This is a genomic window from Chitinimonas naiadis, from assembly GCF_054780835.1.
In genome coordinates, this window is sequence record NZ_BAAGVO010000001.1 from 417,466 (window position 1) to 443,709 (window position 26,244).

General features: G+C 61.7%; 28 protein-coding genes and 1 tRNA gene. 10 read left to right on the forward strand and 19 right to left on the reverse strand.

Annotated elements, in window-relative coordinates; all coding sequences use genetic code 11:
• Positions 1–47: 47 nt before the first annotated feature.
• The 5 genes from ACYVHK_RS01870 to ACYVHK_RS01890 all read right to left on the reverse strand — a co-directional run bounded on the left by ACYVHK_RS01870 (position 48) and on the right by ACYVHK_RS01890 (position 5,531).
• Complete coding sequence (locus tag ACYVHK_RS01870) at positions 48–1,028, reverse strand: D-2-hydroxyacid dehydrogenase family protein (RefSeq protein WP_460526994.1); 981 nt, start codon at positions 1,026–1,028, stop codon at positions 48–50.
• A 13-nt stretch (positions 1,029–1,041) separates the two neighbouring features.
• Positions 1,042–2,559: a M48 family metallopeptidase gene (locus ACYVHK_RS01875; RefSeq protein WP_460526997.1), complete on the reverse strand. Its 1,518-nt coding sequence runs from the start codon at positions 2,557–2,559 to the stop codon at positions 1,042–1,044.
• Between the two features lie 93 nt (positions 2,560–2,652).
• A complete protein-coding gene (ettA, locus tag ACYVHK_RS01880; protein ID WP_460527000.1) occupies positions 2,653–4,317 on the reverse strand; it encodes an ABC transporter ATP-binding protein in 1,665 nt (554 codons plus the stop codon).
• A 103-nt stretch (positions 4,318–4,420) separates the two neighbouring features.
• Positions 4,421–5,185 carry a hypothetical protein gene (locus ACYVHK_RS01885; protein ID WP_460527003.1) on the reverse strand — a complete coding sequence of 255 codons (765 nt, stop codon included), beginning with the start codon at positions 5,183–5,185 and terminating at the stop codon, positions 4,421–4,423.
• 94 nt (positions 5,186–5,279) lie between these two features.
• Positions 5,280–5,531, reverse strand: a complete 252-nt coding sequence (locus ACYVHK_RS01890) for a YfhL family 4Fe-4S dicluster ferredoxin (protein WP_460527005.1) — start codon at positions 5,529–5,531, stop codon at positions 5,280–5,282.
• Between the two features lie 165 nt (positions 5,532–5,696).
• Between ACYVHK_RS01890 and ACYVHK_RS01895 the strand changes: the two genes are divergently transcribed.
• Both ACYVHK_RS01895 and ACYVHK_RS01900 read left to right on the forward strand, forming a co-directional pair.
• Positions 5,697–7,112 (forward strand): DUF1800 domain-containing protein, encoded by a 1,416-nt coding sequence (locus tag ACYVHK_RS01895; protein WP_460527007.1) that lies wholly within the window; start codon positions 5,697–5,699, stop codon positions 7,110–7,112.
• A 10-nt stretch (positions 7,113–7,122) separates the two neighbouring features.
• The gene (locus tag ACYVHK_RS01900) at positions 7,123–8,274 is read left to right on the forward strand and encodes a DUF1501 domain-containing protein (protein WP_460527009.1); all 1,152 of its coding nucleotides are present in this window, start codon (positions 7,123–7,125) and stop codon (positions 8,272–8,274) included.
• A 71-nt stretch (positions 8,275–8,345) separates the two neighbouring features.
• Here the strand turns inward: ACYVHK_RS01900 and ACYVHK_RS01905 are convergent, their stop codons facing one another.
• On the reverse strand, positions 8,346–9,113 hold the full coding sequence (locus ACYVHK_RS01905) for a c-type cytochrome (RefSeq protein ID WP_460527011.1): 768 nt from the start codon (positions 9,111–9,113) through the stop codon (positions 8,346–8,348).
• A gap of 217 nt (positions 9,114–9,330) precedes the next feature.
• Here ACYVHK_RS01905 and ACYVHK_RS01910 point away from each other — a divergent pair.
• Positions 9,331–9,407 (forward strand) — tRNA-Arg (locus ACYVHK_RS01910).
• Between the two features lie 179 nt (positions 9,408–9,586).
• Positions 9,587–10,492, forward strand: coding sequence for a LysR family transcriptional regulator (locus ACYVHK_RS01915; protein ID WP_460527013.1), 906 nt, complete (start codon positions 9,587–9,589; stop codon positions 10,490–10,492).
• Here the strand turns inward: ACYVHK_RS01915 and ACYVHK_RS01920 are convergent.
• From ACYVHK_RS01920 to cyaY, 5 genes are all read right to left on the reverse strand, one after another.
• Positions 10,468–11,175, reverse strand: coding sequence for a Type 1 glutamine amidotransferase-like domain-containing protein (locus ACYVHK_RS01920; RefSeq protein WP_460527015.1), 708 nt, complete (start codon positions 11,173–11,175; stop codon positions 10,468–10,470). The two genes, ACYVHK_RS01915 and ACYVHK_RS01920, sit on opposite strands and share 25 nt — an antisense overlap.
• A gap of 57 nt (positions 11,176–11,232) precedes the next feature.
• A complete protein-coding gene (gene mscL / locus ACYVHK_RS01925) occupies positions 11,233–11,685 on the reverse strand; it encodes a large-conductance mechanosensitive channel protein MscL (RefSeq protein WP_460527017.1) in 453 nt (150 codons plus the stop codon).
• Between the two features lie 136 nt (positions 11,686–11,821).
• Entirely contained in the window at positions 11,822–12,790 is a 969-nt protein-coding gene (locus tag ACYVHK_RS01930; protein ID WP_460527019.1) for a porin, read from the reverse strand.
• 307 nt (positions 12,791–13,097) lie between these two features.
• Positions 13,098–13,544 carry a YqaA family protein gene (locus ACYVHK_RS01935; protein ID WP_460527021.1) on the reverse strand — a complete coding sequence of 149 codons (447 nt, stop codon included), beginning with the start codon at positions 13,542–13,544 and terminating at the stop codon, positions 13,098–13,100.
• 2 nt (positions 13,545–13,546) lie between these two features.
• Positions 13,547–13,858, reverse strand: coding sequence for an iron donor protein CyaY (gene cyaY / locus ACYVHK_RS01940; protein ID WP_460527023.1), 312 nt, complete (start codon positions 13,856–13,858; stop codon positions 13,547–13,549).
• 55 nt (positions 13,859–13,913) lie between these two features.
• On the opposite strand from cyaY, the gene lptM reads away from it, so the two are divergent.
• Together lptM and lysA are read left to right on the forward strand one after the other, a co-directional pair.
• Positions 13,914–14,030: an LPS translocon maturation chaperone LptM gene (gene lptM, locus ACYVHK_RS01945; protein ID WP_460527025.1), complete on the forward strand. Its 117-nt coding sequence runs from the start codon at positions 13,914–13,916 to the stop codon at positions 14,028–14,030.
• On the forward strand, positions 14,030–15,280 hold the full coding sequence (gene lysA / locus ACYVHK_RS01950) for a diaminopimelate decarboxylase family protein (RefSeq protein WP_460527027.1): 1,251 nt from the start codon (positions 14,030–14,032) through the stop codon (positions 15,278–15,280). The genes lptM and lysA overlap by 1 nt, the downstream gene beginning before the upstream one ends.
• A gap of 80 nt (positions 15,281–15,360) precedes the next feature.
• Here lysA and ACYVHK_RS01955 read toward each other — a convergent pair whose 3' ends face one another.
• The 7 genes from ACYVHK_RS01955 to ACYVHK_RS01985 all read right to left on the reverse strand — a co-directional run bounded on the left by ACYVHK_RS01955 (position 15,361) and on the right by ACYVHK_RS01985 (position 22,191).
• Positions 15,361–17,616: an Orn/Lys/Arg family decarboxylase gene (locus ACYVHK_RS01955; protein ID WP_460527029.1), complete on the reverse strand. Its 2,256-nt coding sequence runs from the start codon at positions 17,614–17,616 to the stop codon at positions 15,361–15,363.
• Positions 17,617–17,784: 168 nt separating this feature from the next.
• Positions 17,785–18,393 carry a glutathione S-transferase gene (locus tag ACYVHK_RS01960; protein WP_460527031.1) on the reverse strand — a complete coding sequence of 203 codons (609 nt, stop codon included), beginning with the start codon at positions 18,391–18,393 and terminating at the stop codon, positions 17,785–17,787.
• Between the two features lie 303 nt (positions 18,394–18,696).
• Entirely contained in the window at positions 18,697–19,497 is an 801-nt protein-coding gene (locus ACYVHK_RS01965) for an ATP-binding cassette domain-containing protein (protein WP_460527033.1), read from the reverse strand.
• 129 nt (positions 19,498–19,626) lie between these two features.
• A complete protein-coding gene (locus tag ACYVHK_RS01970; RefSeq protein WP_460527035.1) occupies positions 19,627–20,115 on the reverse strand; it encodes a hypothetical protein in 489 nt (162 codons plus the stop codon).
• Between the two features lie 131 nt (positions 20,116–20,246).
• Positions 20,247–20,993, reverse strand: coding sequence for a UDP-2,3-diacylglucosamine diphosphatase (locus ACYVHK_RS01975; protein WP_460527037.1), 747 nt, complete (start codon positions 20,991–20,993; stop codon positions 20,247–20,249).
• Between the two features lie 57 nt (positions 20,994–21,050).
• On the reverse strand, positions 21,051–21,545 hold the full coding sequence (locus tag ACYVHK_RS01980) for a peptidylprolyl isomerase (protein WP_460527039.1): 495 nt from the start codon (positions 21,543–21,545) through the stop codon (positions 21,051–21,053).
• 40 nt (positions 21,546–21,585) lie between these two features.
• Complete coding sequence (locus tag ACYVHK_RS01985) at positions 21,586–22,191, reverse strand: peptidylprolyl isomerase (RefSeq protein WP_460527041.1); 606 nt, start codon at positions 22,189–22,191, stop codon at positions 21,586–21,588.
• Positions 22,192–22,410: 219 nt separating this feature from the next.
• Between ACYVHK_RS01985 and coq7 the strand changes: the two genes are divergently transcribed.
• Both coq7 and ACYVHK_RS01995 read left to right on the forward strand, forming a co-directional pair.
• Positions 22,411–23,028, forward strand: a complete 618-nt coding sequence (gene coq7, locus ACYVHK_RS01990) for a 3-demethoxyubiquinol 3-hydroxylase (protein WP_460527043.1) — start codon at positions 22,411–22,413, stop codon at positions 23,026–23,028.
• A gap of 95 nt (positions 23,029–23,123) precedes the next feature.
• Positions 23,124–24,410: an MFS transporter gene (locus ACYVHK_RS01995; protein ID WP_460527045.1), complete on the forward strand. Its 1,287-nt coding sequence runs from the start codon at positions 23,124–23,126 to the stop codon at positions 24,408–24,410.
• Between the two features lie 20 nt (positions 24,411–24,430).
• Here ACYVHK_RS01995 and ACYVHK_RS02000 read toward each other — a convergent pair whose 3' ends face one another.
• Positions 24,431–24,850 carry an OsmC family protein gene (locus ACYVHK_RS02000; RefSeq protein WP_460527047.1) on the reverse strand — a complete coding sequence of 140 codons (420 nt, stop codon included), beginning with the start codon at positions 24,848–24,850 and terminating at the stop codon, positions 24,431–24,433.
• A gap of 461 nt (positions 24,851–25,311) precedes the next feature.
• Here ACYVHK_RS02000 and rplM point away from each other — a divergent pair, with 461 nt between their 5' ends.
• Both rplM and rpsI read left to right on the forward strand, forming a co-directional pair.
• Complete coding sequence (gene rplM, locus ACYVHK_RS02005) at positions 25,312–25,740, forward strand: 50S ribosomal protein L13 (protein ID WP_284194469.1); 429 nt, start codon at positions 25,312–25,314, stop codon at positions 25,738–25,740.
• Positions 25,741–25,766: 26 nt separating this feature from the next.
• A complete protein-coding gene (gene rpsI, locus ACYVHK_RS02010) occupies positions 25,767–26,159 on the forward strand; it encodes a 30S ribosomal protein S9 (RefSeq protein WP_460527049.1) in 393 nt (130 codons plus the stop codon).
• Positions 26,160–26,244 lie beyond the last annotated feature (85 nt).

A 26,244-nucleotide genomic window follows, 5' to 3' on the forward strand; every position in this document is an offset into this window, starting at 1 on the left:
CGCAGGGGGATGTATAGATCATAGCCAACCTGCGGCGTGTCTACCGGTCAAGCGTTCCGCTGTTGCTTCGATAGTGCTTCGGGATTGAGCACATGGCCGTATTCTCCCGCGGCAAAGCGCAGGACATTGTCGAAGGCGATGCGGAAATACAGCGCGTAGCTACCTTGTTCGACATAGCCCAGGTGTGGCGTGCACAGCACACGCGGGTTTTGCAGCAAGGGGTGCTGCCGGTCGTAGATCGGTTCCTGCTCGAAGACATCCAGCGCGGCGTAGCCGGGGCGACCCTTGTCCAGGGCTTCTTCCAGCGCTCCCGGCGCTACCAGTTCGGCCCGGCTGGTATTGACGAAGAGTGCATCCGGCTTCATGACACCCAGGTCCGCCGCGCTGATGCCGCCTTCTGTGGCGGCGACCAGTCGCAGATGGACCGAGACGATATCGCTACTGGCAAAGAACTGCTCGCGGCTCGCGCAGGCCTGCAAGCCATCCGCCCTGGCCGCCGCCAGCGCGCGCTCGCTGCCCCATACCTGGACCGGCATCCCGAAGGCGCGGCCATAGCCCGCCACCAGTTGGCCTATCTTGCCGTAGCCCAGGATGCCCAGCTTCTGGCCCGCCATGGCGGTGCCGATATGGGTTTGCCAGTGGCCCCCATAGAGACCATTGACGCTGGCGACCAGTTGCCGGCGCGCCGCCATCATCAAGAGCCAGGTCAGCTCCGCCGGGGCGATGGGCGATCCTGAACCCTCGACCACTGCGACGCCGGCAGCGGTACAGGCAGCCAGATCCACATTGCGTGCCAGTTTGCCGGTCTGGCTGATCAACCTGAGCTTCGGTGTCCTGCGCAGAAAGGCTTCGTCCACCACGGTGCGTTCACGTATCAGCACCAGGCACTCGGTCCCGGCCAGAACGGCGTCGGCACCCGGATCGCGCTGAAGGTCGGCCAGCACGGTCAACGTGTGATCTGCCAGCAGCTGCAACTCAGCCAGTTGCCGACTGGCGTGCTGATAATCGTCGGGGATCAGGATATGCATGAGGGTCCATTCGCTATCGCAGGAAACTGCTCAGTTTTTGTAGCCAGCGTTCGGCGGCATCCTCCCCCTGCTGGGCGTAGAGCCACTCGCCGCCCGCTCGCAGGCAGTCGTCCCCCAGCCCTGGCGATAGCCGCGCGGCCTCTTCCAGATAATCGAGCCCCTGGGCGTCGCCCTCATCAAGCAGCACACGCCCATAGTAATAGATGGACTTGGGATAGCGTTCGCCGCTGCGTCCCAGCAGGTGCGCCAGCACCGGCTTGGCTGCTGCGGTACCGCGATATTCCGCCAGCAGCAGTGCAAACTCCTGGGCTTCCGACGCATCCAGGCTTTCCAGCGATCGTGCCGACAGTTCGTCGATGCGGCTGCCTGCCCTGCTGTAGCGGCGATGGTAGTCCTGCCAGTTGGCTCGCTCCTCGTCCCACCAGCGCAGGTCAAACTCCTTGGCCAGGATGGATGCCTGTTCACCCAGCAGGGCATCGGCGGCGCTGACGCTGACATCGGGCGGCAGGGCGCAGGCCTGATCCAGTGCCTGCAGGCGCTCGCGCAGGCAGGGGTGGGTGTCATGCACGCCAGAATCCACCTTCCATGCCGCCTGCAAGGCTTCCTTGGTAGCCCATTCCGGCATGGTGGCGCCGACGATCTTGCGCATGGCGCTAAAGGGCATGTAGCTCGGTGCGGCACGCTGTGCGGCCTGCTGATAGAGCTTGGGCCAGAATTGCTGCTGCAGCCATCCCGCCAGCAGTTCGCTACGGACAAGACCGGCTGCGCTGGCTTCCGCGCCAGCCAATCTGCCGGATATGGCGTCGGCCTCATACTCGTTCTGGCGCGACAGCACAAAGGTGTAGGCATTGTAGTAGGGCGCGAACTGATCAAGCAGCGTGGCAAAGATGCCATTGACCAGATCGCCTTCCCGCCGCTGGCTGGCGTGCTCGTGCAGGCTGGCAAAGGTGCGACGTTGTCGGTATATCCAGGCACTCAACTTGCCGTGGCTGCCAGCCAGATGGCCGTATTCGTGGGCCAGTACTGCCATCATTTCCTTGGGTGCCATGGCATTCAGGAAAGGCAGGCCGAGGATCAGGTAGTTGCGGTGCCCCCCCATCAGGCCGAAGCGGGGTATCTGGGCGATGGCAGCGTTGAACTCACGCGTCAGCAATACGGTATGGATCGGCGGGGCATCCAGCTGCTTGCGCAGCCGGTCTATCAGCTTGAACAGCCGCGGCGCTTCCTGCTGCTGCAGGATGCGACCTTCGGGTGTGCTGAGACGCGTGAACATCATGCGCAAGCTCAGGAACAGCACCGGCAGGACGGTCAGCAGCCAGGCGCCGCACGCCAGCTTGGGAAATAGCCGGTGGCTATGCAGGGCCCAGCCAAGCAGCCACCAACTTATCAGGCCCGCCAGCGCCAGCAGGCCAAACAGCAGCAGATAGGCCGAGAGACTGATCAGGATGACCTTGAGCCGGAACAGGCCGGGCGTATCCCGTGCCTCGGCCTCCAGGCTCCATACCAGCATTTCGTAGTCGCGCTTTTCCATAGCGGCTGATTGTAAGCCAGAGGGTGGTGAGCAGGCGCCCAGCACGCCGCGACGGCCACAAAAAACCCCGCACAGGGCGGGGTCTTGGCTGGCTTAGCGCGTAATCGGCTTATAGCGGATACGCTTGGGCTTGGCGCCATCCTCACCGAGGCGACGCTTCTTGTCGGCTTCGTACTCCTGGTAGTTGCCGTCGAAGAAGGTCCACTTCGAATCGCCTTCGCAGGCCAGGATGTGGGTCGCGATACGGTCCAGGAACCAGCGATCATGCGAGATCACCATGACGCTGCCGGCAAACTCCAGCAGGGCGTCTTCCAGGGCGCGCAGGGTTTCCACGTCCAGATCGTTGGACGGTTCATCCAGCAGCAGGACGTTGCCGCCGGCGATCAAGGTCTTGGCCAGATGCAGACGACCGCGCTCACCGCCGGACAGATTGCCGACCAGCTTTTGCTGGTCGCCACCCTTGAAATTGAAGCGGCCGATATAGGCGCGGCTAGGGGTTTCATACCGCCCGACCTGCAGGATATCGCGACCTTCGGCGATCTCATCGAACACCGTCTTGTCGCTGGAAAGCGCGCCGCGGCTCTGGTCCACGTAGGCCATCTTCACGGTATTACCGATCTTGACCGTGCCGCTATCCGGTTGCTCCTGACCCGACAGCATACGGAACAGGGTCGACTTACCGGCGCCGTTGGGGCCGATGATGCCGACGATGGCGCCAGGCGGCACCTTGAAGCTCAGATCGTCGATCAGCAGGCGATCACCAAACGCCTTGCTGACGTTCTCGAACTCGACCACTTCATTACCCAGTCGCTCGGCGATGGGGATGAAGATTTCCTGGGTCTCGTTACGCTTCTGGTATTCCTGCGAGTTCAGTTCCTCGAAACGGGCAATCCGCGCCTTGGACTTGGCCTGACGTGCCTTGGGGTTCTGGCGTACCCATTCCAGTTCCTTGTTCAGGGCCTTCTGGCGGGCGGACTCGCTCGACTCTTCCTGCTTGAGACGTGCTTCCTTCTGTTCCAGCCAGCTCGAGTAGTTACCCTTCCAGGGGATGCCATGGCCACGGTCGAGTTCCAGTATCCATTCGGCAGCGTTGTCGAGGAAGTAACGATCATGGGTAACGGCCACCACGGTGCCGGGAAAGCGCACCAGGAACTGCTCCAGCCAATCTACCGATTCGGCGTCCAAGTGGTTGGTGGGCTCGTCGAGCAACAGCATGTCAGGGTGAGACATCAGCAGCTTGCACAGGGCAACGCGACGCTTCTCACCGCCGGACAGTACGCCGACGTTGGCATCCCAAGGCGGCAGACGCAGCGCATCGGCGGCGATCTCCATCTGGGTTTCCAGATCCTGACCGGCGGTGGAGAGGATGGCTTCGCAGCGGGCCTGTTCTTCTGCCAGCTTGTCGAAGTCGGCATCCGGCTCGGCATAGGCGGCGTAGACCGCTTCGAGCCTTTGCTTGGCTTCGAAGATCTCGCCCATGCCCGATTCCACTTCCTCGCGCACGGTATTGGCCGGGTTGAGTTGGGGCTCCTGGGCCAGATAGCCCACCTTGATACCGGCCAGGTGCTGTACTTCGCCTTCGAATTCCTTGTCCTCACCGGCCATGATCTTGAGCACGGTGGATTTGCCGGAACCGTTAAGACCCAGCAGACCGATCTTGGCGCCAGGGAAGAAGCTCAGCGAGATGTCTTTGATGATTTGCCGCTTGGGCGGCACGACCTTGCTCACGCGGAGCATGGACATTACATATTGGGCCATGGGGTTCTTCGAGTCTGGGGAAATGACGCAAGTTTAGCAAACCCGGCGCCGATAGCCCCGTCTACCGAACGAAGCTATATCCGATTTCAGGATTTGGTGCGTATCAGCGTTGCCGTGCAGCACGCAGACGCGCGCCGATCGGGTCGAATACCTGATCGATGGGCAGTGATTTTTCAGCAGCTTTGGGTAGTGGCGCCATGGCGGAGTCCATCAGTTCGCGGCTCAGTTGCTCCAGCCCAGCCAGCGGGCGCCAGCGCTCGCCGGCGGCTTCTTCCGGCCAGGCTGCGGAGCCGTCGAAGACCAGGGCGAGATGGGGCGATGCATGGGCATCGCCCTGTCTGGCCATGATGGCCGCGAGTCGGCTGGGGCCAACCCGGGCGATGGCACGCTGATAAGCCCGCAGGGCGTCACTGCAACGGACAAAGCCAAAGCCGGCCATCAGCCGCCGGAATTGTCGGGCCAGCCCAGGGCTGTCGTCGAACAGCTGTTGTACGGCGGTGGCCCGGACATCGAAGGGCAGGGCGGGCTGGATATCGCTACCGGCCTCCAATCGCAATAACGGTGGCGTGACAATGCCTGCCCCGCGGCAAATCCTGCCGAGGTTGGCGGCAAAGGTTGGTAGTGTCGCCCGCAGATTGCCGGCCACTTCATCCAGTTCCAGTCGGCCATTGCTATCTGGTGAGGCACCCCAGAGGCCGAAATCTGCCGGGCCGCTTTCAAGTTCGGGGTCCGGCCGTAACGACGAGACCGCCAGCGCTTGGGCGTACCACGCCTCAAACCCCGGTGGCGCTTGGCCTAGGGGCTTGGGCTCGGCTTGCGGCGTACTGGTGGGCAAGGCCTGGCTGGAATCGATGGGATGGGCGCGCATGGCCCGCAATCTTTGCAATAGCCATGCCTGCCGAGAACAACGGACAAAACAAAGGCCCGCCGAGGCGGGCCTTGCTGCATCTGGCGGCACTCACTCAGCCGCGCGCGATGATGATCTGGTACTTCTGCATCAGTTCGTCCTGCGTTTCCTTGCGGTCCGGATCGAGCGGGATACAGTCGACCGGGCAGACCTGCTGGCATTGCGGTGCATCGAAATGCCCCACGCACTCGGTACACAGGCCAGGGTCGATCTCATAGATTTCCGCACCCTGCGAAATGGCGTGGTTCGGGCATTCCGGCTCGCACACGTCGCAATTGATACATTCGTCGGTAATCATCAGGGCCATGGTGGTATCTCGGCTGGGGCAATCGGGTGCGGATTCTATCATTGCTGCATTACAAAGCTTAGTGCTTGTTTCCAGATGTAAATTCCCGATCGAAGCAAAGTTTCCGGCTGGCAGATGGCCGGTATGCGGGTCTAGTCTGTGGCAACCCGCCATTCGGACTTGCCCATGCGCATCTTGCTTACCCTGCTCCTGCTGCTGGTCACCAGCCTGGCCTCCGCCGCCCCGATGGGAGAGGCCGATGCCCGCCACCTGCTCGCTCGCACCGGTTTTGGCCCCACGCCAGCGGAACTGGCGGACTACGCCCGGCTGGAACGTGCGGTAGCGGTAAGGCGCTTGCTCGATCAGGTGCGTGATACGGCGCTGACGCCACCGCCGGCCTGGGCCTCTCAGCCGATTGCCGATCGTCCCTATCGCGACCTGAGTGATGAAGAGAGGAAAGCGCTGAGAGAGCAGCAGCGGGACCTGGGCATCGAACTGCGGCAGTGGTGGTACAGCGAGTTGTTGACGACGCCCTCACCGCTGACGGAGCGGATGACGCTGTTCTGGCACAACCACTTCGTCTCGGCCTTGCAGAAGGTGAAACTGCCGACGCTCATGTACCAGCAGAACGTGCTGTTGCGGCGAGAGGCCCTGGGTAATTTTGGCCGCTTGCTACATGCGGTGGCGAAGGATCCCGCCATGCTGGTCTATCTCGATGGCGTGCAGAACCGCAAGGGTCAGCCTAACGAGAACTTTGCGCGTGAGGTCATGGAGCTGTTCACGCTCGGCGAAGGCCACTACAGCGAGCAGGATATTCGCGAAGCGGCGAGGGCGCTCACCGGCATGAGTATCGATAGGGCAACGGGCAGCTACCAGTTCCGCCCCGCCCTGCACGACGATGGCGGCAAGACCATCCTGGGCCGGCAAGGCAACTTTGATCCGGACGGCTTCCTGGGTCTGCTATTGAGCCGGCCCGAGACGGCCGAATTTCTGACCAGCAAGCTGTGGCGGGAATTCATTTCGCCCGAGCCGGACCCGGTACTGGTAAAGCGCTGGGCCAAGCTTTTTCGGGATAGGGACTATGAGCTACGCCCCTTGCTGCAGGCCATGCTGACCTCCGATGCCTTCTATGCCGCCGCCAACCGCGGTGTGCTGGTGAAATCCCCGGTGGAATTGACGATTGGTACCTTTCGCCAATTTGGCATCACCCCGCCTGACTGGCGGCCATTGCTGGCCGTGAATCGTGCCCTGGGCCAGGACCTGTTCAATCCACCCAACGTCAAGGGCTGGCCCGGCTATACGGATTGGATCAACACGCAGAGCCTGCTGAGTCGCAAGCAACAGCTGGCGCGCGTCTTCCGGGCTGCCGATAGCGCAGGGCCGACGGATATGGCGGTGGCCGGCAAGATGGAGAAGGCCACGATGCGGATCGGTGGCCGCAAGGCTTATGACCTCTACCTGGATCGCTGGCTGGCCGATGCGGGTGGGCTGGGGCGGTCTGCGGTGCTGCTGTTGCCCCTGCTGCCGGACAGCCTGCCTGATGGAGCGCCGGCGGAAGCGATAGGACAACTGATCATGAATCCGCTCTACCAGCTGAAATAAGGACACCGCCATGGAACGAAGAGCATTCCTGAAGCTGGGCGGTGTCGCCGCGCTGGCGACCTTGGCGCCCACGGTGGCCTACGCTGTCACAGCGCAGGCCTTGCCGCGGTTGCTGATCATGATTGAGCTCAAAGGAGGTAACGACGGGCTCAATACCGTCGTGCCCTATGCCGATGAGCGCTATTACGCCCTGCGACCCAAGATCGCCATTGCCCGGGAGCAGGTCCTCCAGCTTGATCAGCATTGCGGCCTCAATCCCGCGATGCAGTCGCTCATGCCACTGTGGCAGGCTGGACGATTGGCGGTGGTGCAGGGTTTGGGCTATCCCAAGCCTAATCTGTCCCATTTTCGCTCGATCGAGATCTGGGATACGGCGTCCGATAGCGATACGGTGCTGCAGAGCGGCTGGCTGACTCGACAGTTCATGGCGCAACCGCTGCCTTCGACCTATATCAGTGACGGCATCGTGGTGGGTAGCGCCGACCTCGGGCCGCTGGATGGGGGCGCGCGTGCACTGGTGCTGCAAAGCCCCGATGCATTCGTACGGCAGGCGCGTCTGGCCGTCGACATGGGAGAGGGGCACAGCAATGCCGCCCTGGCCCATCTCTACAAGGTAGAAGACGATATCCGCACCGCCGCCAGGGGGTTGGCAACAGGAGGGGCGTTGACCACCGCTTTCCCCGATCATGGCTTCGGCCGTACGGTGAAGACGGCGATGGAGGCCTTGGCGGCCAATCGTCATATCGGTGTCTTGCGTCTGACATTGGGCAGCTTCGATACCCATGTCGGCCAGCGTGGCCAGCAGGATCGTCTGCTCAAGGAGCTGGCTGAAGGGCTGGTTGCATTGCAGGCGGCATTGACCGAGCTGGCACGTTGGGACGATACCCTGGTTTTCAGCTATGCAGAATTCGGGCGACGGCCGCAGGAGAATCGTTCGGCCGGTACGGACCACGGCACCGCCAATGTGCATTTTGTGCTGGGCGGTCAGGTCAGGGGCGGGCTGTATGGCAGGGCGCCGGAACTCGGGCGACTGGAGGGAGGGAACCTGCAGTTCGGTCCGGATTTCCGCGAGCTTTACGCCGCCGCCTGTCGTTTCTGCTGGCAAAGCGATGGGGTGGCGACGCTTGGGGGGCGATATAGCCCCTTGCCCATCCTGATCTAGTTGGGCATTACGGCCGGATAAAAAAATGGCGCATCAGTCGATGCGCCATTTTTTCGGTAGTGCGAGGCTGCTTACTTGGCAGCGCCGATCAGGTACTCGGCGGCCGCATGGAACTCGGCGTCCGAACCGGTGTAGCCACCCTTGGGCGGCATGGCGCCCTTGCCGGCGACGGCGATCTTGATCGCTTCTTCCACGCCACCCTTCAGGCGCGGCGCCCAGGCAGCCTTGTCGCCAAACTTCGGCGCACCGGCCGCACCTGTGCCGTGGCAGGCCACGCAGATGGCTTCATAAATTTCCTTGCCCTTGACGGCCGGGTCCACCTTGCCACCTGCGGCTGCAGCGCCGGCGCCCTGGACAGCGGGTTCGGTGAACTTGGCACCGCTTGCGTTGCCCATGTAGGCGACTGCACGCGCGACTTCGTCGTCGGTCAGGTCGGCCGCGCCACCCTTGGCCGGCATGGCATTGAAGCCCTTGACGGCGTGTTCGACCAGTTGGGCAAAGCCCTTGCTGATACGCGAACCCCAGGCGCCAGCGTCGGCAAACTTGGGCGAACCTGCCAGACCTGCACCGTGGCAGGAAATACAGACGTTCTCGTAAACGGCCTTGCCGTTACGGCTGCCGGGAGGGCCGGAGTCATCCAGCTTGGCAAAGCCAACCGGCTGTACACGAGCCACAATGGCTTCGTTGGTCATGCTGGGATTGCCCGGCTCAATGGCCATGCCGCCGGTAAATAGCTTGACGACCAGGATAATGAACACCGGAATGCCAATAATCGCGGCGAGTACAATGCCTATCAGGGCTTTGGCCGACATCGGGGATTCGGCTTGCGCTTCGCTCATGCTGCCATCCTTTTTATTTGCGCTGTGTGTCTTGAACACGGTACGGGAAAAACCACGCGATTATAGCGGGGATTATCCTCCGCAACCAATGGACAAGCCCGTTTGCCTGCCAGTCCGGGGCGGCCTAGCGACAATTCAGGGGTTGCCCGATGGCGGTATCGGCCGTCGCCGCTGGACGTTGCGCCGCAAAACCGATATCCTGCCCGCCTCTTGTGATGCGTCCGTAGCTCAGTTGGATAGAGTGTCAGTTTCCGAAGCTGAAGGTCACAGGTTCGATCCCTGTCGGGCGCGCCAGTAGAATTAAAAGCTTAGGCCGGTCTTTATGACCGGCCTAAGCTTTTTTCATTTCCGGGGTAGCAGGTCATGCCGACCTGCCTCTTGGGCGCAGGCCGGCTCCCGCCTGTCCCGATGGCTTCATTGCTATGATTGCCGCTGGGGATGGCGCCACCGTCATCCGGTACAACGGTGATTCCATGCTTGATCTCAACGACGTCGCAATCTTCGTGCAAGTGGTGCGCGAAGGCAGCTTTGCTGCCGCGGGGCGCCGCCTGGGCATACCTGCCAATACCTTGAGTCGTCGCCTGCAAATGCTGGAGGCTGCGCTAGGCACCCGCCTGTTATTGCGCTCCACCCGCAAGCTCAGTCTCACGCCGGCGGGGCGGGAGTTCTTCGAGCGCAGCGCATCGGGTATCGCCGGCATCGAGCAGGCGAGGCTGGCCTTGCTGGAGAGCGATACGCCCAAAGGCGTGGTCAGGGTCGCCGCACCTGCCGATTTCTTCGATCACTTTGCCATGGAACACGTCGCCGAATTCATGGCCTTGCACCCGCAGGTGCAACTGGAATTCCTGCTCAGCGATACCCGCATAGACCTGATTGCGGAGGGAGTGGATGTTGCCTTTCGTGCCGGCGTCATCAACGATGCCACCATGGTGGCGCGCAAGATGGCGGAGAGTGTCCTGCTGCTGGTCGCCAGCCCCGACTATCTGCAGCGGCGGGGTCATCCGGCGAATATGGCGGCCTTGGCCGAGCATGACTGCCTGGTGGTCGCCAGCGTGGGCAGCCGGGTTGTGTGGCGGCTGCAAGGCCCGACGGGACCGGAGGAAGTGAAGGTCGTTGGTCGGCTGGCCAGCAATACCGCGCAAAGCGTGTTGCGGGCGGTAAGGGCCGGTTTGGGCATCGCCCTGCTACCCTCGGTGGTTGCGGGAGGCGATATCGTCGGTGGGCGCCTGGAACGGGTACTGCCGCAGTATCAGCAGGATCTGGGTGGTGTCCATATCGTTTACCCGGGACGCTATCGCCGTACGCTCGCCGTCACGACCTGGGTCGAATTCGTCCAACAGCGCATAGTCGCAAGCTACGCGCGGTCCTCGCCCAGATAGTGCGTCTCGTGGGCCGTCTCCTGCACCAGGCCTTGCCGCGAGAGGCCCAGTCGCCACGCTTTCGCGTTTTGCCGTGAGCTGACCGCCCGATGCAGGTCACCGTCGATAAAGTGCAGGGCCGCGCCGTCGTCCAGCGCCCAGCTGGCCGGCATGATGCCTTGCTGTACCAGCTCATGCAGACGGGGCCGTCGCTCGGGTTCACCATCGAAATGGGGGCAGGCGCCCCCGGCCAGCCAGCCCAGGCCCGCTAAGGGGCTGAGCGGGCCGGGGTTCGAGTCGGTCAGGCCGGTTTCGAACCAGCAAATCATGCCCGCGCTGATGCCCCCTAGTACGACACCGGCCTCATAGGCCGCCCGCAAGGCCTGGGGCAGCCCCCACTCCTGCCATAGCGCCAGCATCGATCGGGTATTGCCACCACCCACGAAGATGGCGTCCTGCTGCAATAGCAGGCCTGCCAGATCCCGGCACGATGGCCGGAACAGGGACAGGTGGCTGGGGATGCAGTCGTATTGCGCATGGCTGGCGTAGAACTTCAGCAGATAGCTCTCGGCGTCCCCACTGGCCGTCGGTAGAAAGCACACCCGAGGCCTTGCCTTACCGGTTGCCGCGAGAAAGTAGCGGTCCAGTGCCGGTGTCTTCTCCATGGAAAAGCCGCCACCGCCCAGAACGATCAACTGCTGCATGGTGCCAGGCTCCTGCCATGAATTGCCCGGCGAACCGGGCTGGGTGCTACGAGGTCATCAGCCCAGTTGCGAGGTGCAGCATGGGCAGCGCACCGCCTTGAGCGGTATGGTGCTGTAGCAGAAGCTGCATTCCTTGGTCGTGACCTCGGCCGCGACGGGAGCCTCTTCGCGTTTGAGCTTGTTCAGCACACGGATCAGCATGAACACCGAGAAGGCCACGATGACAAAGCTGATCACGGCATTGAAGAACAGGCCCAGATTGATCGTGACAGCGCCGGCATCCTGCGCCAGCTTCAAGGTCTCGTAGGGCCCTGGTGCCTTGACACCTTGCTTGAGGACGACGAAGAGGTTGGAAAAATCCACATTGCCAAGCAAATAGCCTATCGGCGGCATGATCACGTCTTTGACCAGCGAGTCGACGATCTTGCCGAAGGCGGCGCCGATAATGACACCGACCGCGAGGTCGACCACGTTGCCACGCATGGCAAATTCCCGGAACTCCTTGAGCATGGTGCTCTCCTCTCGATATGAACGTTGGTATTGAGCAACGGTAGGTGCCGCCACCGCGATCGTCAAGCCGGCGGCGCACCACAAAGAAAAAAGGCAGCCTGGGCTGCCTTTTTTCTTCATGCCGAACAAACGTTGCTTAGAACAGGTGGGCCAGGCCAACCGACAGCACGTTGTTGTTCTTCTGACCAGCGTAGCTGTTCGAGTACTCGACCAGCGCGGTGGTGCGCTTGGACAGGGCGTAGTAGCCAGCGAAGTTGCCTTGGGTCTTGGCCTTTTCGCCAACCAGGTTGCCTTGGGCATCACGGGTCTTGAAGCTGTCCTTGTCCCAGACGATGGCGCCGAGGATCAGGCTCAGGTTGCCGTCGGTGTAGCCGAAGGACACCAGCGGATCGGTGAACTTCTGGTCTTCGCCACCATCACGGCGTTGAGCGGCCAGACCGGCAGTGAAGCTGCCCAGTGCGACGCTACCACCCAGGTAGTAACGCTTCTGTTGCGGGCCGGTCTTTGCCTTGTAGGAGTCCACGGCACCAACCACGAAGAAGCTTTCACCGGTGTACTTGGCGGATGCGCCGAGTGCATTGGTAGCGCGGGTGCTGGCCGGGGTGTTCTTGTTCTCACCGAACGAGTTTTCCAGACCAGCGCTCCACGGGCCGGAGGCGAATTCGTAGCGAATGGTGTTGTCAACGCGGTAGTTGATGCTGTTGGCGGTCAGGCCCAGCGACTGATCCTGGTACCAGGGATCGAATTCTTCGGTAGCCAGGGTGTAGAGGCTCTTGCCACGACCCAGCTTGATCGAGCCGAAGTCGCCCTTCAGGCCCAGCCAGCCTTCACGGCTCGCCCAGCGCGATTGGCTGGCGTCGTCAGGTGCCACGCCGGTTTCGATCTGGAAGAAAGCAAGGCTGCCGCCGCCCAGGTCTTCCTGGCCCTTGAAGCCAACGCGCGAAGACAGGTTGCCCACGCCGAACTGGTCGCTGCCGCCAGGCGTCTTGGTGGCTTGCAGGGCCAGGTTCATTTGGCCGTACAGGGTGACCTGGTTCTCGGCGGCGAAGGCTGCCGGTGCCATCACAGCTGCAGACACGGCCAAAGCGATGAGTTTCTTATTCATTGCGTCTTCCTTGTTCAAAGGTTGGAATAACGATATTGCAAGATGCGGCCCTGAGGGGTGGGCTTAACATTACAAGCGCATAATAGGCGGCGTGTGTCGCCCTAGGCAACGGAATCCCCCGCTTAAGTAAACGCTGAATTTATTTGTGTGGGCAGGGTGATGTTGTTTAAGTATTTGTTATTAAAGATAATATTTTGGTGTTGTGAATACTTGACGGGTTGCGGCAATGCAACAAAGCGTGTGCACGATAGGCTGGAAAAACGACGCAATCGCAGGCTGGGCGTGTTGTTCAGGCCATTGCGTGTCACTAGCGCAACAGGAATGGGCTGGCGATCAGCAGGTAGCGCAGGCCTTTGCCGAGCAGCATGCACAGGGCGCTGGCGCGCCACGACAGACCGAGCCAGCCGGCCGCGAAGCATAGCCCGTCACCCAATAGCGGTAGCCAGCTGAGTAGCAGCGCTCCGCTTCCAAAGCGCCGTAACCAGCCCATGGCCCGCGGGGACAATTTGCCTTCCACCTTGTGTCCCGAAATGCGGCCAAGGCGGCGTCCCAGCCAATAGGTGGTCATGCCCCCCAGCATATTGCCGAGCGTCGCCCAGGCAATCGCTGGCCAGATGGTCGCCGGGTGGAGGTACAGCCAACCTGCCAGGGCCAACTCCGAATTGCCCGGTAGCAAGGTGGCGGACAGGAAGGCGGACAGGAAGAGGCCCGCCAGGCCGTATTCAGCCGGAACCTGCACGAGCCAGTCGGGCATGGTCAGAATTGCGGGCGGCGCTGGGCGTTCAGGAAAATCAGTTCAGCCAGCTGACTGAAGAATTCGCCGCTTTCGCGGGTACTGCGCCAGCCATCGTCTTGCCAGCGATAATGGAAGCCGCCGGTGCGGGCAGCCAGCCACAGCTCCTGATTGGGCACATGCCGGTTCACCACGATCTTGGCGCCATCGTCGAACTCGATTTCGAGCACATTGCCGTTGCGGTTCAGGTCGACATCAAACTCGCCATCATCCAGTGCCGACTCGATGCGATCGAAGACTTGATCGCTGGCATTAAGAAATTCACTTTCAGTCATTGGCCGGTCCTGCCGTGCATTGTGTAGTATTGCTATTTTACCCGTGCCCACTGCCATGCGCCTTGTCGTCTTAAGCCTGATCGCTGTCTTTCTTGTTTCCGCCTGCGGTTACAAGGGGCCGCTGTACCTGCCCGACGCGGCCAAGACCTCGGCCGATCCCCAGAAGAAATGATGAATCTCACTTCCTCCCAAGCCGGCCTCGCGCTGGATGGCGTGGCGCTGTCCGCCATTGCCGCTGAATTCGGTACACCTTGCTACGTCTATTCCGAAGCACAGCTGATTGCAACCTACGAGGAGTATCGCCAGGCCTTCGCCGGGACCGATACATTGATCTGCTACGCCATGAAGGCCAATTCCAACCTGTCGGTATTGCGTACCTTCGCCAGGTTGGGTGCGGGCTGCGACATTGTGTCAGGCGGGGAGCTGGCCCGAGCTTTGGCCGCTGGCGTGTCGCCGGAGAAGATCGTGTTCTCCGGAGTAGGCAAGACGGAAGCCGAGATGCAGCAGGCGCTGGAGGTCGGCATTCACTGCTTCAACGTGGAGTCCGAGACCGAACTGTATCGCCTCAGTGCCGTGGCCAGCCGGCTGGGCAAGTCCGCGGCGGTCAGCCTGCGGGTGAATCCGGACGTGGATGCGGGCACCCATCCCTATATTTCCACCGGCCTGAAGGACAACAAGTTCGGGATTGCCCATGAAGATGCCCGCCGGGTCTATGGCGTGGCTGCGGGTCTGCCTGCCTTGCGCGTGGTTGGCATCGATTGCCATATCGGCTCTCAGCTGACCGAGATTGCCCCCTTTGTGGACGCGCTGGACCGCCTCCTGTCGCTGGTCGACCAATTGGCCGCCGATGGTATCGTGCTTGAGCATGTCGACATGGGCGGGGGCCTTGGCATCTGCTACACCGACGAAGTGCCGCCCAAGGTGGCCGATTACGCCCAAGCCCTGTTCGCCCGTATTGGTACCCGCAAGCTCAAGATCGTGCTGGAGCCGGGCCGCTCGCTGGTGGGTAACGCCGGGCTGTTGCTAACCCGGGTAGAGTTCGTCAAGCCGGGTGAGACCAAGCATTTCGCCATTATCGACGCGGCCATGAATGACCTGCTGCGTCCCGCCCTGTACGAGGCCTACCACGACATCGTGGCCGTGGCGCCTGCGGCCGACGAGCCCAAGCGTGAATACGATGTGGTCGGGCCGGTATGCGAGAGCAGCGACTTCCTCGGGAAGTCCCGGCAATTGGCCGTCCGCCAGGGTGACCTGCTGGCAGTCCTGTCGGCGGGTGCTTATGGCATGACCATGAGCTCCAACTACAACACCCGGCCGCGTGCCGCCGAAGTCATGGTCAGCGGGGGGCAGACGCGCCTGGTTCGCCGTCGCGAGACGCTGGATGAACTGCTGGCCAATGAAAAGGCCTTGCTGGCGGACTGAGTCACGCTGCCTTCACCGCGAGCCTGAAACGACAACGCCGCATCCAATCGATGCGGCGTTGTCGTTGATACGTCAGCTACTTACTGCATGACGCAGTCGACATAGTACTCACCGGTCTGCTCATCCTTCACCAGGCCGTGGATATCGGTCTCAAAGCCTGGGAAGCGCTCGTTGAAGGCGCGTGCGAAGCGCAGGTAGTCCACGATGGTACGGTTGAAGCGCTCACCCGGGATCAGCAACGGAATGCCCGGCGGGTAGGGCGTCAGCAGGATGGCCGTGATGCGGCCTTCCAACTGGTCGAGCGAGACCCGCTCGATCTCGCGGTGTGCCATCTTGCTAAAGGCCTTGGCGGGCTTCAGGGCAGGCACCATGTCGCTGAGATACATCTCCGTCGTCAGTCGGGCCACGTCATTGTCGCGATAGACCTCATGAATCTGCTGGCACAGGTCACGCAGGCCGATGCGCTCATAACGCGGATTCTTGGCGCTGAACTCCGGCATGATGCGCCACAACGGCGAGTTGGCGTCGTAGGCATCCTTGAACTGCTGCAACTCGGTCACCAGCGTGTTCCAGCGGCCCTTGGTGATGCCGATGGTGAACATGATGAAGAAGCTGTAGAGGCCGGTCTTCTCGACGATGATGCCGTGCTCGGACAGATACTTGGTCAGGATGGCGGCAGGGATGCCGTTATCATCGAAGCGACCGTCGACGTCGAGGCCCGGGGTGATCACCGTGGCCTTGATCGGGTCGAGCAGGTTGAAACCTTCGGCCAGGGCACCAAAGCCATGCCAGTGCTCGTTGGCGTGCAGCTCCCAGTCGGCGCGCTCGCCGATGCCTTCTTCCGCCAGATTGTCCGGCCCCCAGACCTTGAACCACCAGCTGTCGCCGTACTCGGCGCCGACCTTGCGCATGGCGCGACGGAAGTCCAGTGCTTCGAAGATGGATTCCTCGACCAGGGCGGTACCGCCTGGTGCTTCCATCATGGCGGCGGCGACGTCGCAACTGGCGATGATGGAGTACTGCGGCGAGGTCGAGGTATGCATCAGATAGGCTTCGTTGAAACGATGCCGATCAAGCTGACGGGTTTCCGATTCCTGCACCAGGATCTGCGATGCCTGCGACAGACCGGCCAGCAGCTTGTGCGTGGACTGGGTGGCAAACACCATCGCTTCCTTCGAGCGCGGACGGTCGCGGCCGATGGCGTGCATGTTCTTGTAGAAGTCGTGGAAGGCGGCATGCGGCAGCCAGGCTTCGTCGAAGTGCAGGGTATCGATGGTATCCCCGAGCACTTCCTTGATCATTTCCACGTTGTACAGCACCCCGTCGTAGGTCGACTGGGTGATGGTCAGGATGCGCGGCTTGCTGCCAGGGCGCTTGGCCAGGGCTTCCTTGGCAAACGGGTTGGCCTCGATCTTCTTCTGGATGGTCTCCGGGCGGAACTCGTCCAGCGGGATCGGGCCGATGATGCCGTAGTGGTTACGGGTCGGCATCAGAAAGACCGGGATAGCACCGCACATCATGATCGAATGCAGGATGGACTTGTGGCAGTTACGATCGACCACCACGATATCGCCCGGCGCAACGGTCGCGTGCCAGACCATCTTGTTGGAGGTCGAGGTGCCGTTGGTGACGAAGAACAGATGGTCCGAGCCGAAGATACGGGCCGCGTTGCGCTCCGAGTCGGCGACCGGGCCGGTGTGGTCCAGCAACTGGCCCAGCTCGTCGACCGAGTTGCAGACGTCGGCCCGCAGCATGTTTTCGCCGAAGAACTGGTGGAACATCTGGCCAACCGGGCTCTTCAGGAAGGCGACGCCACCGGAGTGGCCGGGGCAGTGCCAGCTGTAGGAACCGTCCTGTGCGTAGTGCAGCAGGGCGCGGAAGAACGGTGGGGCCAGCGTGTCCAGGTAACCGCGGGCTTCGCGCACGATGCTGCGGGCGACGAACTCGGGGGTGTCCTCGAACATATGGATGAAGCCGTGCAGCTCGCGCAGCACATCGTTGGGGATGTGGCGGCTGGTACGGGTCTCGCCATACAGGAAGATCGGGATATCGGCGTTCTTATAGCGTATCTCGGCGACAAATGCCCGCAGGTTCTGGATCGCGGCGGTCTCGACGCCCGGTTCTCCGATGAATTCCTCGTCATCGATCGACAGAATGAAGCTGGAAGCCCGGCTTTGCTGCTGGGCAAAACCGGTCACGTCGCCGTAACTGGTTACGCCCAGGACTTCAAAACCCTCTTCCTCAATGGCCTTGGCAAGGGCGCGTATGCCCAAGCCGCTGGAATTTTCGGCGCGGAAGTCTTCATCGATGATGATGACGGGGAAACGGAATTTCATCGTTGGTTCTCCGGTGCGGCCTTTCTATGCCGCATCTTCTGGGTCAAACACGACGCGCTTGTGACACGCCCTTGCTGGTTGCGTAGAGAAAAGCGCAGGGCCGTACCTCCAATGGGGTACGGCCCTGCTGTGTTCAGATGGTCTTATACGCTAATCGGGTAGCCTGATTCAAGTAGGCGGTACGGTATCGGCAAACGCCGGTCGCTGCGCCAGTCTTTCCGCCAGTTTGGCGAGATTCGGATATTGCCCGCGCCAGTCTATCTCCGCAAAGCGGAAATCCAGATAACCCAGGCACACACCCACCGCAATGTCAGCCAGCCCATAGCTTTCGCCATTGCACCAGCTGCGCTGGTGCAGGTCCTCGGCCAGCGCCTGCAGGCCGGCGTCGACCTTGCCTTGCTGCCGCTTGATCCAGTCCGGGCTCTGTTGTGCTGCAGGACGCCGCCGCTCCACCACGATGGCAACGGCCGCGTCGCAGATACCGTCGGCCAGGGCTTCCCAGCGCTTGACTTGCACCGCCTGCCGATGTTCGCTGGGGATCAGTCGTCCGACCGGTGATACATGGTCGAGATAGTCGACGATGACCCGAGAGTCAAACAGCGTGGAGCCATCATCCAGTACCAGCACCGGTACCTTCCCCAGTGGATTGACCTGGGGGACCAGGGTATTTTCCTCCCAGGGGCTGTCCACCGTCAGCGGGCATTCGATCTTCTTCTCGTGCAGGACGATGCGCACCTTGCGGGCGTAGGGGCTGGTCAGCGAGGCAATCAGCTTCATAGGCAGGGAACCAATGGGTGGCGTTGCGGGCAGCAAAAACCGTGCTGCAGGATGCGTTAATACCGAATGACCATCGCTATCCATTGCAAAGTCGCCAGCAACGGGGTGGATCACACCGGGCTGCTGGCGGAGACCGTGATAGCGACCGGGACGAGGTGATCGGGGCCGGGTGAGGTCATGGGGGAGAACCCAGGTCGATTTTTACCGCTTAATCGTCACCATGCAATCCTCAATCCATCGCTGGCCCTTTTTGTTGTTCCTAGTGCACTGCAGCATTCGTATTCGCCCCGCCATTGGCGCGCTTTAGTTGCGCGGCAAACCGAAGACCAACTGGTCCTCGACACGCCTGACCGGCAACTGGAACACCTGGGTCAGGCGTTCCGGCGTCAAGGCATCCCGAGGCGGGCCGGCGGCGACCAGGCGGCCCTGCTGCAGTAGCCAGGCATGATCAGCGTAGGTCAGGGCCAGGTTGACGTCGTGCAGGCTGGCAATCACCGCCAGCGGCAGCTTGCGCGCGAGTTCATGCAAACCGGCCAGCAGCATGTGCTGATGGCGCGGGTCCAGGCTGGCTGTCGGTTCGTCCAGCAGCAGCAGGGCAGGGCCTTGTGCTGCGGCGGCGCAGGCTTGCACCAGCACCCGTGCCAGCTGCACCCGCTGTTTTTCGCCGCCGGACAGGCTGAGATAACGACGACTGGAGAGGGGCTCGCAATCTGTCAGCCTCAGTACGCTGTCGATCAACCCATCCAGTTCGCCGGTCGGGATATCCGGAAAAGGCGTACCACCCAGGCGGGCAACCTCACGCACGGCGAAGTCGAAATCCAGCGGACTGCTTTGCGGCAACAGCGCCCTTTTGCGTGCCAGCGTGCTGGCATGGGTGCGGGCCAGCGGCAGCTCGTCGAACTCACACTCGCCCTCATCGGGCGCCAACTCGCCGGCGGCAACCGCCAGCAGGCTGGACTTGCCGGCACCATTGGGGCCAAGCAGCGCTGTCAGCCGGCCGACAGGGGCTGTCGCAGTGAGCTGATGCAGCACCCTGCGGCCATCGCGGTTGAGACTGAGTTGTGTAAAGCTGAGCATGGCGGCAGGCACGCGAACGCGTTCCATTCAAGCGTGGTGACAACTTCACTGTAGAGGCTGTTGGGCACTATTTCACGCAGGCAGCGTGAAGGTGAGGGCAGACCTGCGCCGCCAAGGCGGCACGAAGCCCGCTCCGGTGTGCGAAACTGCCTTTGATCAGGCAGTTTCGGCGATCTTGTCCTTGGCCTGCTGGAAGGCACTGACCGCCGCGGCGGCAAAGCGGTTGCTGGCGAAATTGGCCACCTGGCGCGTTGCCTTGGACATGGAGTCGAAAGCGCAGCTGCTCACGCAGACGGCCTTCTTGAGCGGCTCGCTGACGCTTTCGGGCTGGCTGCCCAGCTGGTTCAGGAGGCTGCGCTGCTGCTCCGCCCAGCTTTTCTCCACCAGTTGCATGGCGTCGGTGAACGCCGATACCTGGGCGACGAACATGGCGCAGCCCAGATGCAATGACTGGTCCAGATGTTGTTCCAGGCGAGCATTCGGGCTGGTCTGCCCGGTGACGGCCTTGAACCAGTCGCGACAACCGTCGGACTGGGTGGCAATCAGCCGCTCGAAGTTACGGTTGGCGAGGTCAGCACCTTCGCTCAGAAAATCGAATTGTTGCTCGAGGCCCGGTAGGGCCCAGCCAGCGGTAGGAGCGTTCATTGGGGAGTTAACTTCCTGATTATTCGGTCTTGTAGGCCGATGTTGCGCCGCAATAAGGCGCGCAGTCTAGGCCGCTGGCCGTGGAAGTCAACGGGCGTGATGTGAATAATGACAATGGCTTGGCGCCGAGTTCAGCCCCAGGCCGCCTCCTGATTGATGCCGACGTATCTGAGGCCATTTTCATCCGCCTGCAGGTAGCCCCCTTTGCCACCGTACCAATCCGGCAACACCCAGCGCTGACGAAGCGCATGCCGCACTTCATGCTCGTGGCGTTGTGGCCGGTGCGTGTGGCCATGTATCAGATGGGCGCCGGGGTATTGCGCCAGCAGGCGCGATACCGCATAGGTATTCACATCCATGATCTCGCTGGCCTTGCCCTGTTTGGCCATCTCGCTCGCTGCCCGTATGCGGGCGATCTCGGCCTTGCGCGCCGCGAGCGGGTTGGCGAGAAACGCAGCCTGCCAGGCAGGTTGCCGCACCGTAATGCGGAACTGCTGATAGGCGGCGTCATCGGTACACAGTACGTCGCCATGGCTGAGCAGCAGTGGTCGGCCGAAAGCATCGATGAGGGTGGGGTCCGGCAGCAGCCGGGCGCCGGCACGAGCGGCGTAGGCGTCACCGAGCAGGAAGTCGCGGTTGCCGTGCATCAGGAAAATATCGATACCGCGCTCGGCGGTAGATTTCAGCGCGGCGGCAACGTCGAGGTTGAGCGCGTCATCGTCGTCATCACCGGCCCAGTATTCAAAGATGTCGCCCAGCAGGTAGAGGGCGCCGGCCTCCCGGACGGGACCTTGCAGGAAAGCGAGAAAGGCCTGGACGGTAGCGGGGTCGCTATCGGACAGGTGCAGGTCGGAGGCAAACAGTAACGGTTTAGGCATGGCAGCAACAATGTAAAACGGCGCGGTTGCCCGCGCCGTAGTATTGAATCGTAACGATCAGACCAGTTCGGCCTTCTCGATCACGACGTCTTCCAGCGGCACGTCCTGGTGCATGCTCTTGGAGCCGGTCTTGACCTGCTTGATGGCGTCAACGACTTCGGTGCCTTCCACGACCTTGCCGAATACGCAGTAGCCAAAGCCCTGAGCATTGGCGGCGGTGTAGTTCAGGAAGCTGTTGTTGCTGACGTTGATGAAGAACTGGGCACTGGCCGAATGCGGATCCGGGGTGCGCGCCATGGCGATGGTGTACTTGTCGTTCTTGAGGCCGTTGGCGGCTTCGTTCTCGACCGGATCGCGGGTCGGCTTCTGCTTCATGCCGGCTTCAAAGCCGCCACCCTGGATCATGAAGTCATTGATCACGCGGTGGAAGACGGTGCCGCTGTAGTGGCCGTCCTGAACATATTGCACGAAATTGGCAACGGTTTTCGGGGCACGGGCTTCGTCGAGTTCGATGCCGATCAGGCCGTGATTGGTATGCAGGTTAACGCGCATGGGGAGGTCCTTTCTTAGACAGACTTGGATGACTGGGTGATCAGGGTTTGGCAGGCTCGGCCACGACATCGGCGGCCTTGGCCTCAGGGAGCAGGCGGGCCGACTTGATGACGATAGGCATGGTCGGGACGTCGCTCATGTTGTTGATACGACTGGTCGGGGTGGCGGCGATCTTTTCCACCACCTCCATACCCTGTACGACCTTGCCAAATACCGCGTAGCCCCAGCCTCGGCCGGTTTCCTTGTCGCGATAGTCGAGGCCGGTATTGTTGTTCAGATTGATAAAGAACTGCGAGGTCGCGGAGTGAGGCGTGTTCTGCCTGGCCATGGCGACCGTGCCCAACTGGTTGGAAAGGCCGTTGTCGGCCTCGTTCTGTATCGTCTTGCCGGCAGGCTTGTCCTTGATGTCCGCGGTATAGCCACCTGCCTGGGCGACAAAGCCGGGGATCACGCGATGAAAGACCGTACCGCTGTAATAGTTCTTTTTCACGTAGCGCAGGAAGTTCTCGACCGTGATCGGCGCTTTTTCCGGGTAAAGCTCGAGATCGATATCGCCCACGTTGGTGCTGAGACGTACCACTGGGTTGGCCGCCATGCAGAAGGGGGCCGCCAGGGCGATGGCGAGTATGCAGAGTAGTTTTTTCATGGATGACGAAGATTATATCCGTTGGCACCAGACCGAAATGGTAGCACAGCGTCAACGGGCGGCCGGCGACAGGCATCGCGGGGGTGGCCTGTCATGGATAGGCATTTCTCCGGCCGGGCTTGCGTTCGATCAAGCCCAAGGGCGCCGGGAGGGTGCAATAGTTGATGGCAGGCTCTACAATCGCAGGCTGATAGATTTCCTCAAACTTGGGAGTGGACCATGGACAAGCTGATTGCCGAATTCGACCGCGCCTTGCGTACCGTCTTCGCGCCAGCGGCAAGCCTGCGTCCTCACCCCGATGCGCAACTGCCCGAGGCTGAGCTGGATGCCACGCAGCGCCGTCACGCCGCGGGCCTGATGCGCGTCAACCATTGCGGCGAGGTATGTGCGCAGGCGCTGTACCAGGGGCAGGCGCTGACCGCCCGTGATAGCAAGGCGCGCGATGCCCTGCGGCAAGCCGCACACGAGGAGGTCGAGCATCTGGCCTGGACCGAGCAGCGTATCGCGGAGCTGGGCGGGCGCCAGAGCCTGCTCAATCCGCTATGGTATGCCGGTTCCCTGGCGATGGGGGTCGCCGCCGGCCTGATCGGTGATCGCTGGAATCTGGGTTTCCTGGCCGAAACCGAACGACAGGTAGGCGAGCATCTCGCCAGCCATCTGGATGTCCTGCCCGAGGCCGATACCCGCAGCCGGGCCATCGTGACGCAGATGCACGCGGATGAGACGGCGCATGCGGAGATGGCGATCGAGCTCGGCGCGGCTGAACTGCCGCCGCCGGCCAAGGCGGCGATGCGCGCGATGTCAAAGGTGATGACCTCTCTGTCTTACCGCATCTAGCCGGCCTGCAGCACGGCCATCCCCGTCCTGATGGTGCCTGGCGCTGAACGACTGTCGGGGCGCCATCCGAAACCAGCATAACCTGGGCTGTATCCATGCTCCGTATCCCGATCACCGGGCTGTGGCGAAACTCCGACTTTGTGCGCCTGTGGCTGGCGCAGGGTATCTCCGATTTCGGTTCTTATATATCGCACCTCGCGCTGCCGCTCACGGCGGCTGTGCTGCTGCACGCCACGCCCATGGAGATGGGCGTGCTCTCGGCGATCGAGGTACTCCCTTTCGCGCTATTCAGCCTGCACGCCGGCGTCTTGATCGACCGTGTGCGACGCATGCCGCTGATGATGCTGCGTGATATCGGCTGCGCCATGGCCTTGCTGGTCGTGCCCATTGCAGCGGGGCTGGGCGTCCTGTCGATGCCGGTGCTATGGGTTGTCGGCTTTCTGGTGCTGAGTGGCGAGGTGGTGGGAGGGTCTGCCCACCAGAGCTATGTCGCGACCCTGATCGGCAAGGACAGGCTGGTCGAGGCGCACAGCAAGTTCATGGCGACCTCGTCGACCGCCCAGGTCATGGCGCCTGGCCTTGCCGGGGTATTGATCCAGTGGCTGAGCGCCCCGGTCGCCATCCTGTTCAATGCAAGCTCGTTTGTTGTGTCGGCGTTGATCTTGCGCACCATACGCGCCACCGAGCCAGCACCCGCACCAAGGGCTGCCGACAGCTCCGTGCTGGCCGAGATCAAGGCCGGGTTGCGTCTGGTATGGGAGATGCCACTGCTGCGCGCGTTTGCGATCCAGACGGCGTGCTGGCAATTGCTCAACTACATGCTGGCGGCCGTGCTGGTCCTGTATGCCACGCGTGAACTGGGGCTGGATGCCGGGCGCATGGGCGCCAGCTATATGCTGGGTGGCTTGGGTAGCCTGGCGGCTGCGCTGAGTGCGGGGTGGCTGGGTGGCCGGCTGGGTATCGGGCCGACGGTAGGGTGGGGCTTTGTCGCCACGTCGCTGGCCTGGCTCGGCTTTGGCTTGATTCCCACCCATATCGGCCCGACCATGCTCTGGTTCAGCCTTTGCCAGGGCCTGTTCTCGTTTGGCGCCACGCTGTTCTCGATCAACTACCTGGCAGCCCGGGCGGCGGTCACGCCGGATGAGCTGCTGGGCCGGATGATCGCCACCATGCGCTTCCTGACAGTCGCCCCGGCGCCGCTGGGCGCGCTATGCGGCGGCGCCCTGGCGACGGCATTCGGCCTCCGAGGCGCCCTGCATGTGATCGGGGTGCTGGGCATCGCCCTGGCCTGGCATGCGTTGCGTCGTTCGCCGGCTCGCCATCTACGGGTATTGCCCAAGCGTATCGAAGAGCATGCCGAGCCGGGCGCCGTGGCGGAATAATGCGGGAAGGGCGCCAGGCCTTACGGTACTTCCACGATCTCGAAGTCATGGGTGATCTCGGCCGTCTTGCCCAGCATGATGGAGGCCGAGCAGTACTTCTCCGCCGACAGGTCGATCGCGCGCTTGACCTGTTCGGGCTTCAGGCTGCGACCCTTCACCACAAAATGCATATGAATGCGGGTGAACACCTTGGGCTCGGTCTCGGCCCGGTCTGCTTCCAGTTGCACCTCGCAGTCCACGATATCCGCGCGGCTCTTCTTCAGGATGGCCACCACGTCGAAAGCGGTACAACCGCCGGTACCCATGAGCACCATTTCCATGGGGCGAGGCCCGAGATTCTGCCCGCCGGCAGCTGGCGCACCGTCCATGAGTACGGCGTGACCGGTTTCGCTTTGAGCGAGGAAGCTGACGTTTTCTATCCATTTAATGCGCGCGCGCATAAGAGAGACCCTTTCCGGCTGATTGGTGTGCTGGCTTGGTAATTTGTCGCATTGCGCAAGCCTGATTGCATAAACTTGGCCCCACGCTTACAGAATTGTAGTTTGAGGCCGAAAAAGCGATTTTTTAAGCGAAATTTCTTGTAACTTTATTCCTGTTCATCGGTTTTATGGCGCACTGCACAAAAAAGTACTTGCCTGGAATGTAAGCTTCGCGTAGGATGCGAACTGCATTGAGGCTGTACACGCAATGTGTGTGCTTTGATGTTGTCTCCTCCATCCTCCTTCTTTGGTGGAATTACGCGCAAGCCCGAATGGCTTGCGCTTTTTTTTGTTCGCGGCGGGCGTGTTGTCTTGTAGACACGGTCGCCCATTAATCATCCCATCGTTTGGTTTGACATCGCGTTGTTTTTTCAAATAGAATGCGCGACTTTCCGTAAATCGAACGAATCTGGAAGAGCCGTATGAAAACCTTCTCCGCAAAGCCGCACGAGGTACAGCGTGACTGGTTCGTGGTAGACGCCACCGACAAAGTACTCGGTCGCCTCGCCGCTGAAATCGCTCACCGCCTGCGTGGCAAGCACAAAGCCATCTACACCCCCCACGTTGATACCGGTGATTTCATCGTTGTCGTCAACGCTGGCAAACTGCGCGTGACCGGCGACAAGGCACAGCAGAAGACTTATTTCCGCCACTCGGGCTACCCGGGCGGTATCTATGAGCGTTCCTTCACCGAAATGCAGGAACGTTTCCCTGAGCGCGTGCTCGAGAAGGCTGTCAAGGGCATGCTGCCCAAGGGTCCCCTCGGCTACGCCATGATCAAGAAGCTCAAGGTCTACGCTAGCGCAGAGCATCCGCACGTTGCGCAACAGCCTAAAGTCCTCGAGATCTAACCTAATCAGATACAAGGACTGACAACATGGTTGGCAAGTATTACTACGGCACTGGCCGTCGCAAGAGCTCGGTAGCTCGCGTGTTCATGGCCAAGGGCACTGGCAAGATCGTCGTCAACGGCAAGCCGTTGGATGAGTACTTCTCGCGTGAAACTGGCCGTATGGTCGTTCGTCAGCCGCTGACGCTGACCGAGAACCTCGAAGCCTTCGACATTCTGGTGAATGTTGCCGGCGGCGGCGAAACCGGCCAAGCCGGCGCGCTGCGCCACGGTATCACCCGTGCCCTGATCGAATTCGATGCTGCGCTGAAGCCCACGCTGTCGAAGGCTGGTCTGGTTACCCGTGATGCTCGTGAAGTTGAACGTAAGAAGGTCGGCCTGCGTAAAGCTCGCCGTGCCAAGCAGTTCTCGAAGCGCTAAGTCGCCAGAGATTCGACGCGAAGATTCGTTCGAGTATGCCGGCGCAAGCCGGAAAGAAGCCGCCAGCTTTCACTGGCGGCTTTTT

Bases quoted from the DNA above. Each gene is read 5' to 3' on its own strand.
- ACYVHK_RS01975 (WP_460527037.1), bottom strand. From the start codon at position 20,993: ATGCCTAAACCGTTACTGTTTGCCTCCGACCTGCACCTGTCCGATAGC.
- ACYVHK_RS01900 (WP_460527009.1), top strand. From the start codon at position 7,123: ATGGAACGAAGAGCATTCCTGAAGCTGGGCGGTGTCGCCGCGCTGGCG.
- ACYVHK_RS01980 (WP_460527039.1), bottom strand. From the start codon at position 21,545: ATGCGCGTTAACCTGCATACCAATCACGGCCTGATCGGCATCGAACTC.
- ACYVHK_RS01895 (WP_460527007.1), top strand. From the start codon at position 5,697: ATGCGCATCTTGCTTACCCTGCTCCTGCTGCTGGTCACCAGCCTGGCC.
- ACYVHK_RS01965 (WP_460527033.1), bottom strand. From the start codon at position 19,497: ATGGAACGCGTTCGCGTGCCTGCCGCCATGCTCAGCTTTACACAACTC.
- ACYVHK_RS02000 (WP_460527047.1), bottom strand. From the start codon at position 24,850: ATGCGCGCGCGCATTAAATGGATAGAAAACGTCAGCTTCCTCGCTCAA.
- ACYVHK_RS01955 (WP_460527029.1), bottom strand. From the start codon at position 17,616: ATGAAATTCCGTTTCCCCGTCATCATCATCGATGAAGACTTCCGCGCC.
- ettA (WP_460527000.1), bottom strand. From the start codon at position 4,317: ATGGCCCAATATGTAATGTCCATGCTCCGCGTGAGCAAGGTCGTGCCG.
- rplM (WP_284194469.1), top strand. From the start codon at position 25,312: ATGAAAACCTTCTCCGCAAAGCCGCACGAGGTACAGCGTGACTGGTTC.
- coq7 (WP_460527043.1), top strand. From the start codon at position 22,411: ATGGACAAGCTGATTGCCGAATTCGACCGCGCCTTGCGTACCGTCTTC.
- ACYVHK_RS01885 (WP_460527003.1), bottom strand. From the start codon at position 5,185: ATGCGCGCCCATCCCATCGATTCCAGCCAGGCCTTGCCCACCAGTACG.
- cyaY (WP_460527023.1), bottom strand. From the start codon at position 13,858: ATGACTGAAAGTGAATTTCTTAATGCCAGCGATCAAGTCTTCGATCGC.
- mscL (WP_460527017.1), bottom strand. From the start codon at position 11,685: ATGCTCAAGGAGTTCCGGGAATTTGCCATGCGTGGCAACGTGGTCGAC.
- ACYVHK_RS01970 (WP_460527035.1), bottom strand. From the start codon at position 20,115: ATGAACGCTCCTACCGCTGGCTGGGCCCTACCGGGCCTCGAGCAACAA.
- ACYVHK_RS01920 (WP_460527015.1), bottom strand. From the start codon at position 11,175: ATGCAGCAGTTGATCGTTCTGGGCGGTGGCGGCTTTTCCATGGAGAAG.
- ACYVHK_RS01915 (WP_460527013.1), top strand. From the start codon at position 9,587: ATGCTTGATCTCAACGACGTCGCAATCTTCGTGCAAGTGGTGCGCGAA.
- ACYVHK_RS01890 (WP_460527005.1), bottom strand. From the start codon at position 5,531: ATGGCCCTGATGATTACCGACGAATGTATCAATTGCGACGTGTGCGAG.
- ACYVHK_RS01935 (WP_460527021.1), bottom strand. From the start codon at position 13,544: ATGCCCGACTGGCTCGTGCAGGTTCCGGCTGAATACGGCCTGGCGGGC.
- lptM (WP_460527025.1), top strand. From the start codon at position 13,914: ATGCGCCTTGTCGTCTTAAGCCTGATCGCTGTCTTTCTTGTTTCCGCC.
- ACYVHK_RS01995 (WP_460527045.1), top strand. From the start codon at position 23,124: ATGCTCCGTATCCCGATCACCGGGCTGTGGCGAAACTCCGACTTTGTG.
- ACYVHK_RS01875 (WP_460526997.1), bottom strand. From the start codon at position 2,559: ATGGAAAAGCGCGACTACGAAATGCTGGTATGGAGCCTGGAGGCCGAG.
- ACYVHK_RS01960 (WP_460527031.1), bottom strand. From the start codon at position 18,393: ATGAAGCTGATTGCCTCGCTGACCAGCCCCTACGCCCGCAAGGTGCGC.
- ACYVHK_RS01930 (WP_460527019.1), bottom strand. From the start codon at position 12,790: ATGAATAAGAAACTCATCGCTTTGGCCGTGTCTGCAGCTGTGATGGCA.
- ACYVHK_RS01905 (WP_460527011.1), bottom strand. From the start codon at position 9,113: ATGAGCGAAGCGCAAGCCGAATCCCCGATGTCGGCCAAAGCCCTGATA.
- lysA (WP_460527027.1), top strand. From the start codon at position 14,030: ATGAATCTCACTTCCTCCCAAGCCGGCCTCGCGCTGGATGGCGTGGCG.
- ACYVHK_RS01985 (WP_460527041.1), bottom strand. From the start codon at position 22,191: ATGAAAAAACTACTCTGCATACTCGCCATCGCCCTGGCGGCCCCCTTC.
- ACYVHK_RS01870 (WP_460526994.1), bottom strand. From the start codon at position 1,028: ATGCATATCCTGATCCCCGACGATTATCAGCACGCCAGTCGGCAACTG.
- rpsI (WP_460527049.1), top strand. From the start codon at position 25,767: ATGGTTGGCAAGTATTACTACGGCACTGGCCGTCGCAAGAGCTCGGTA.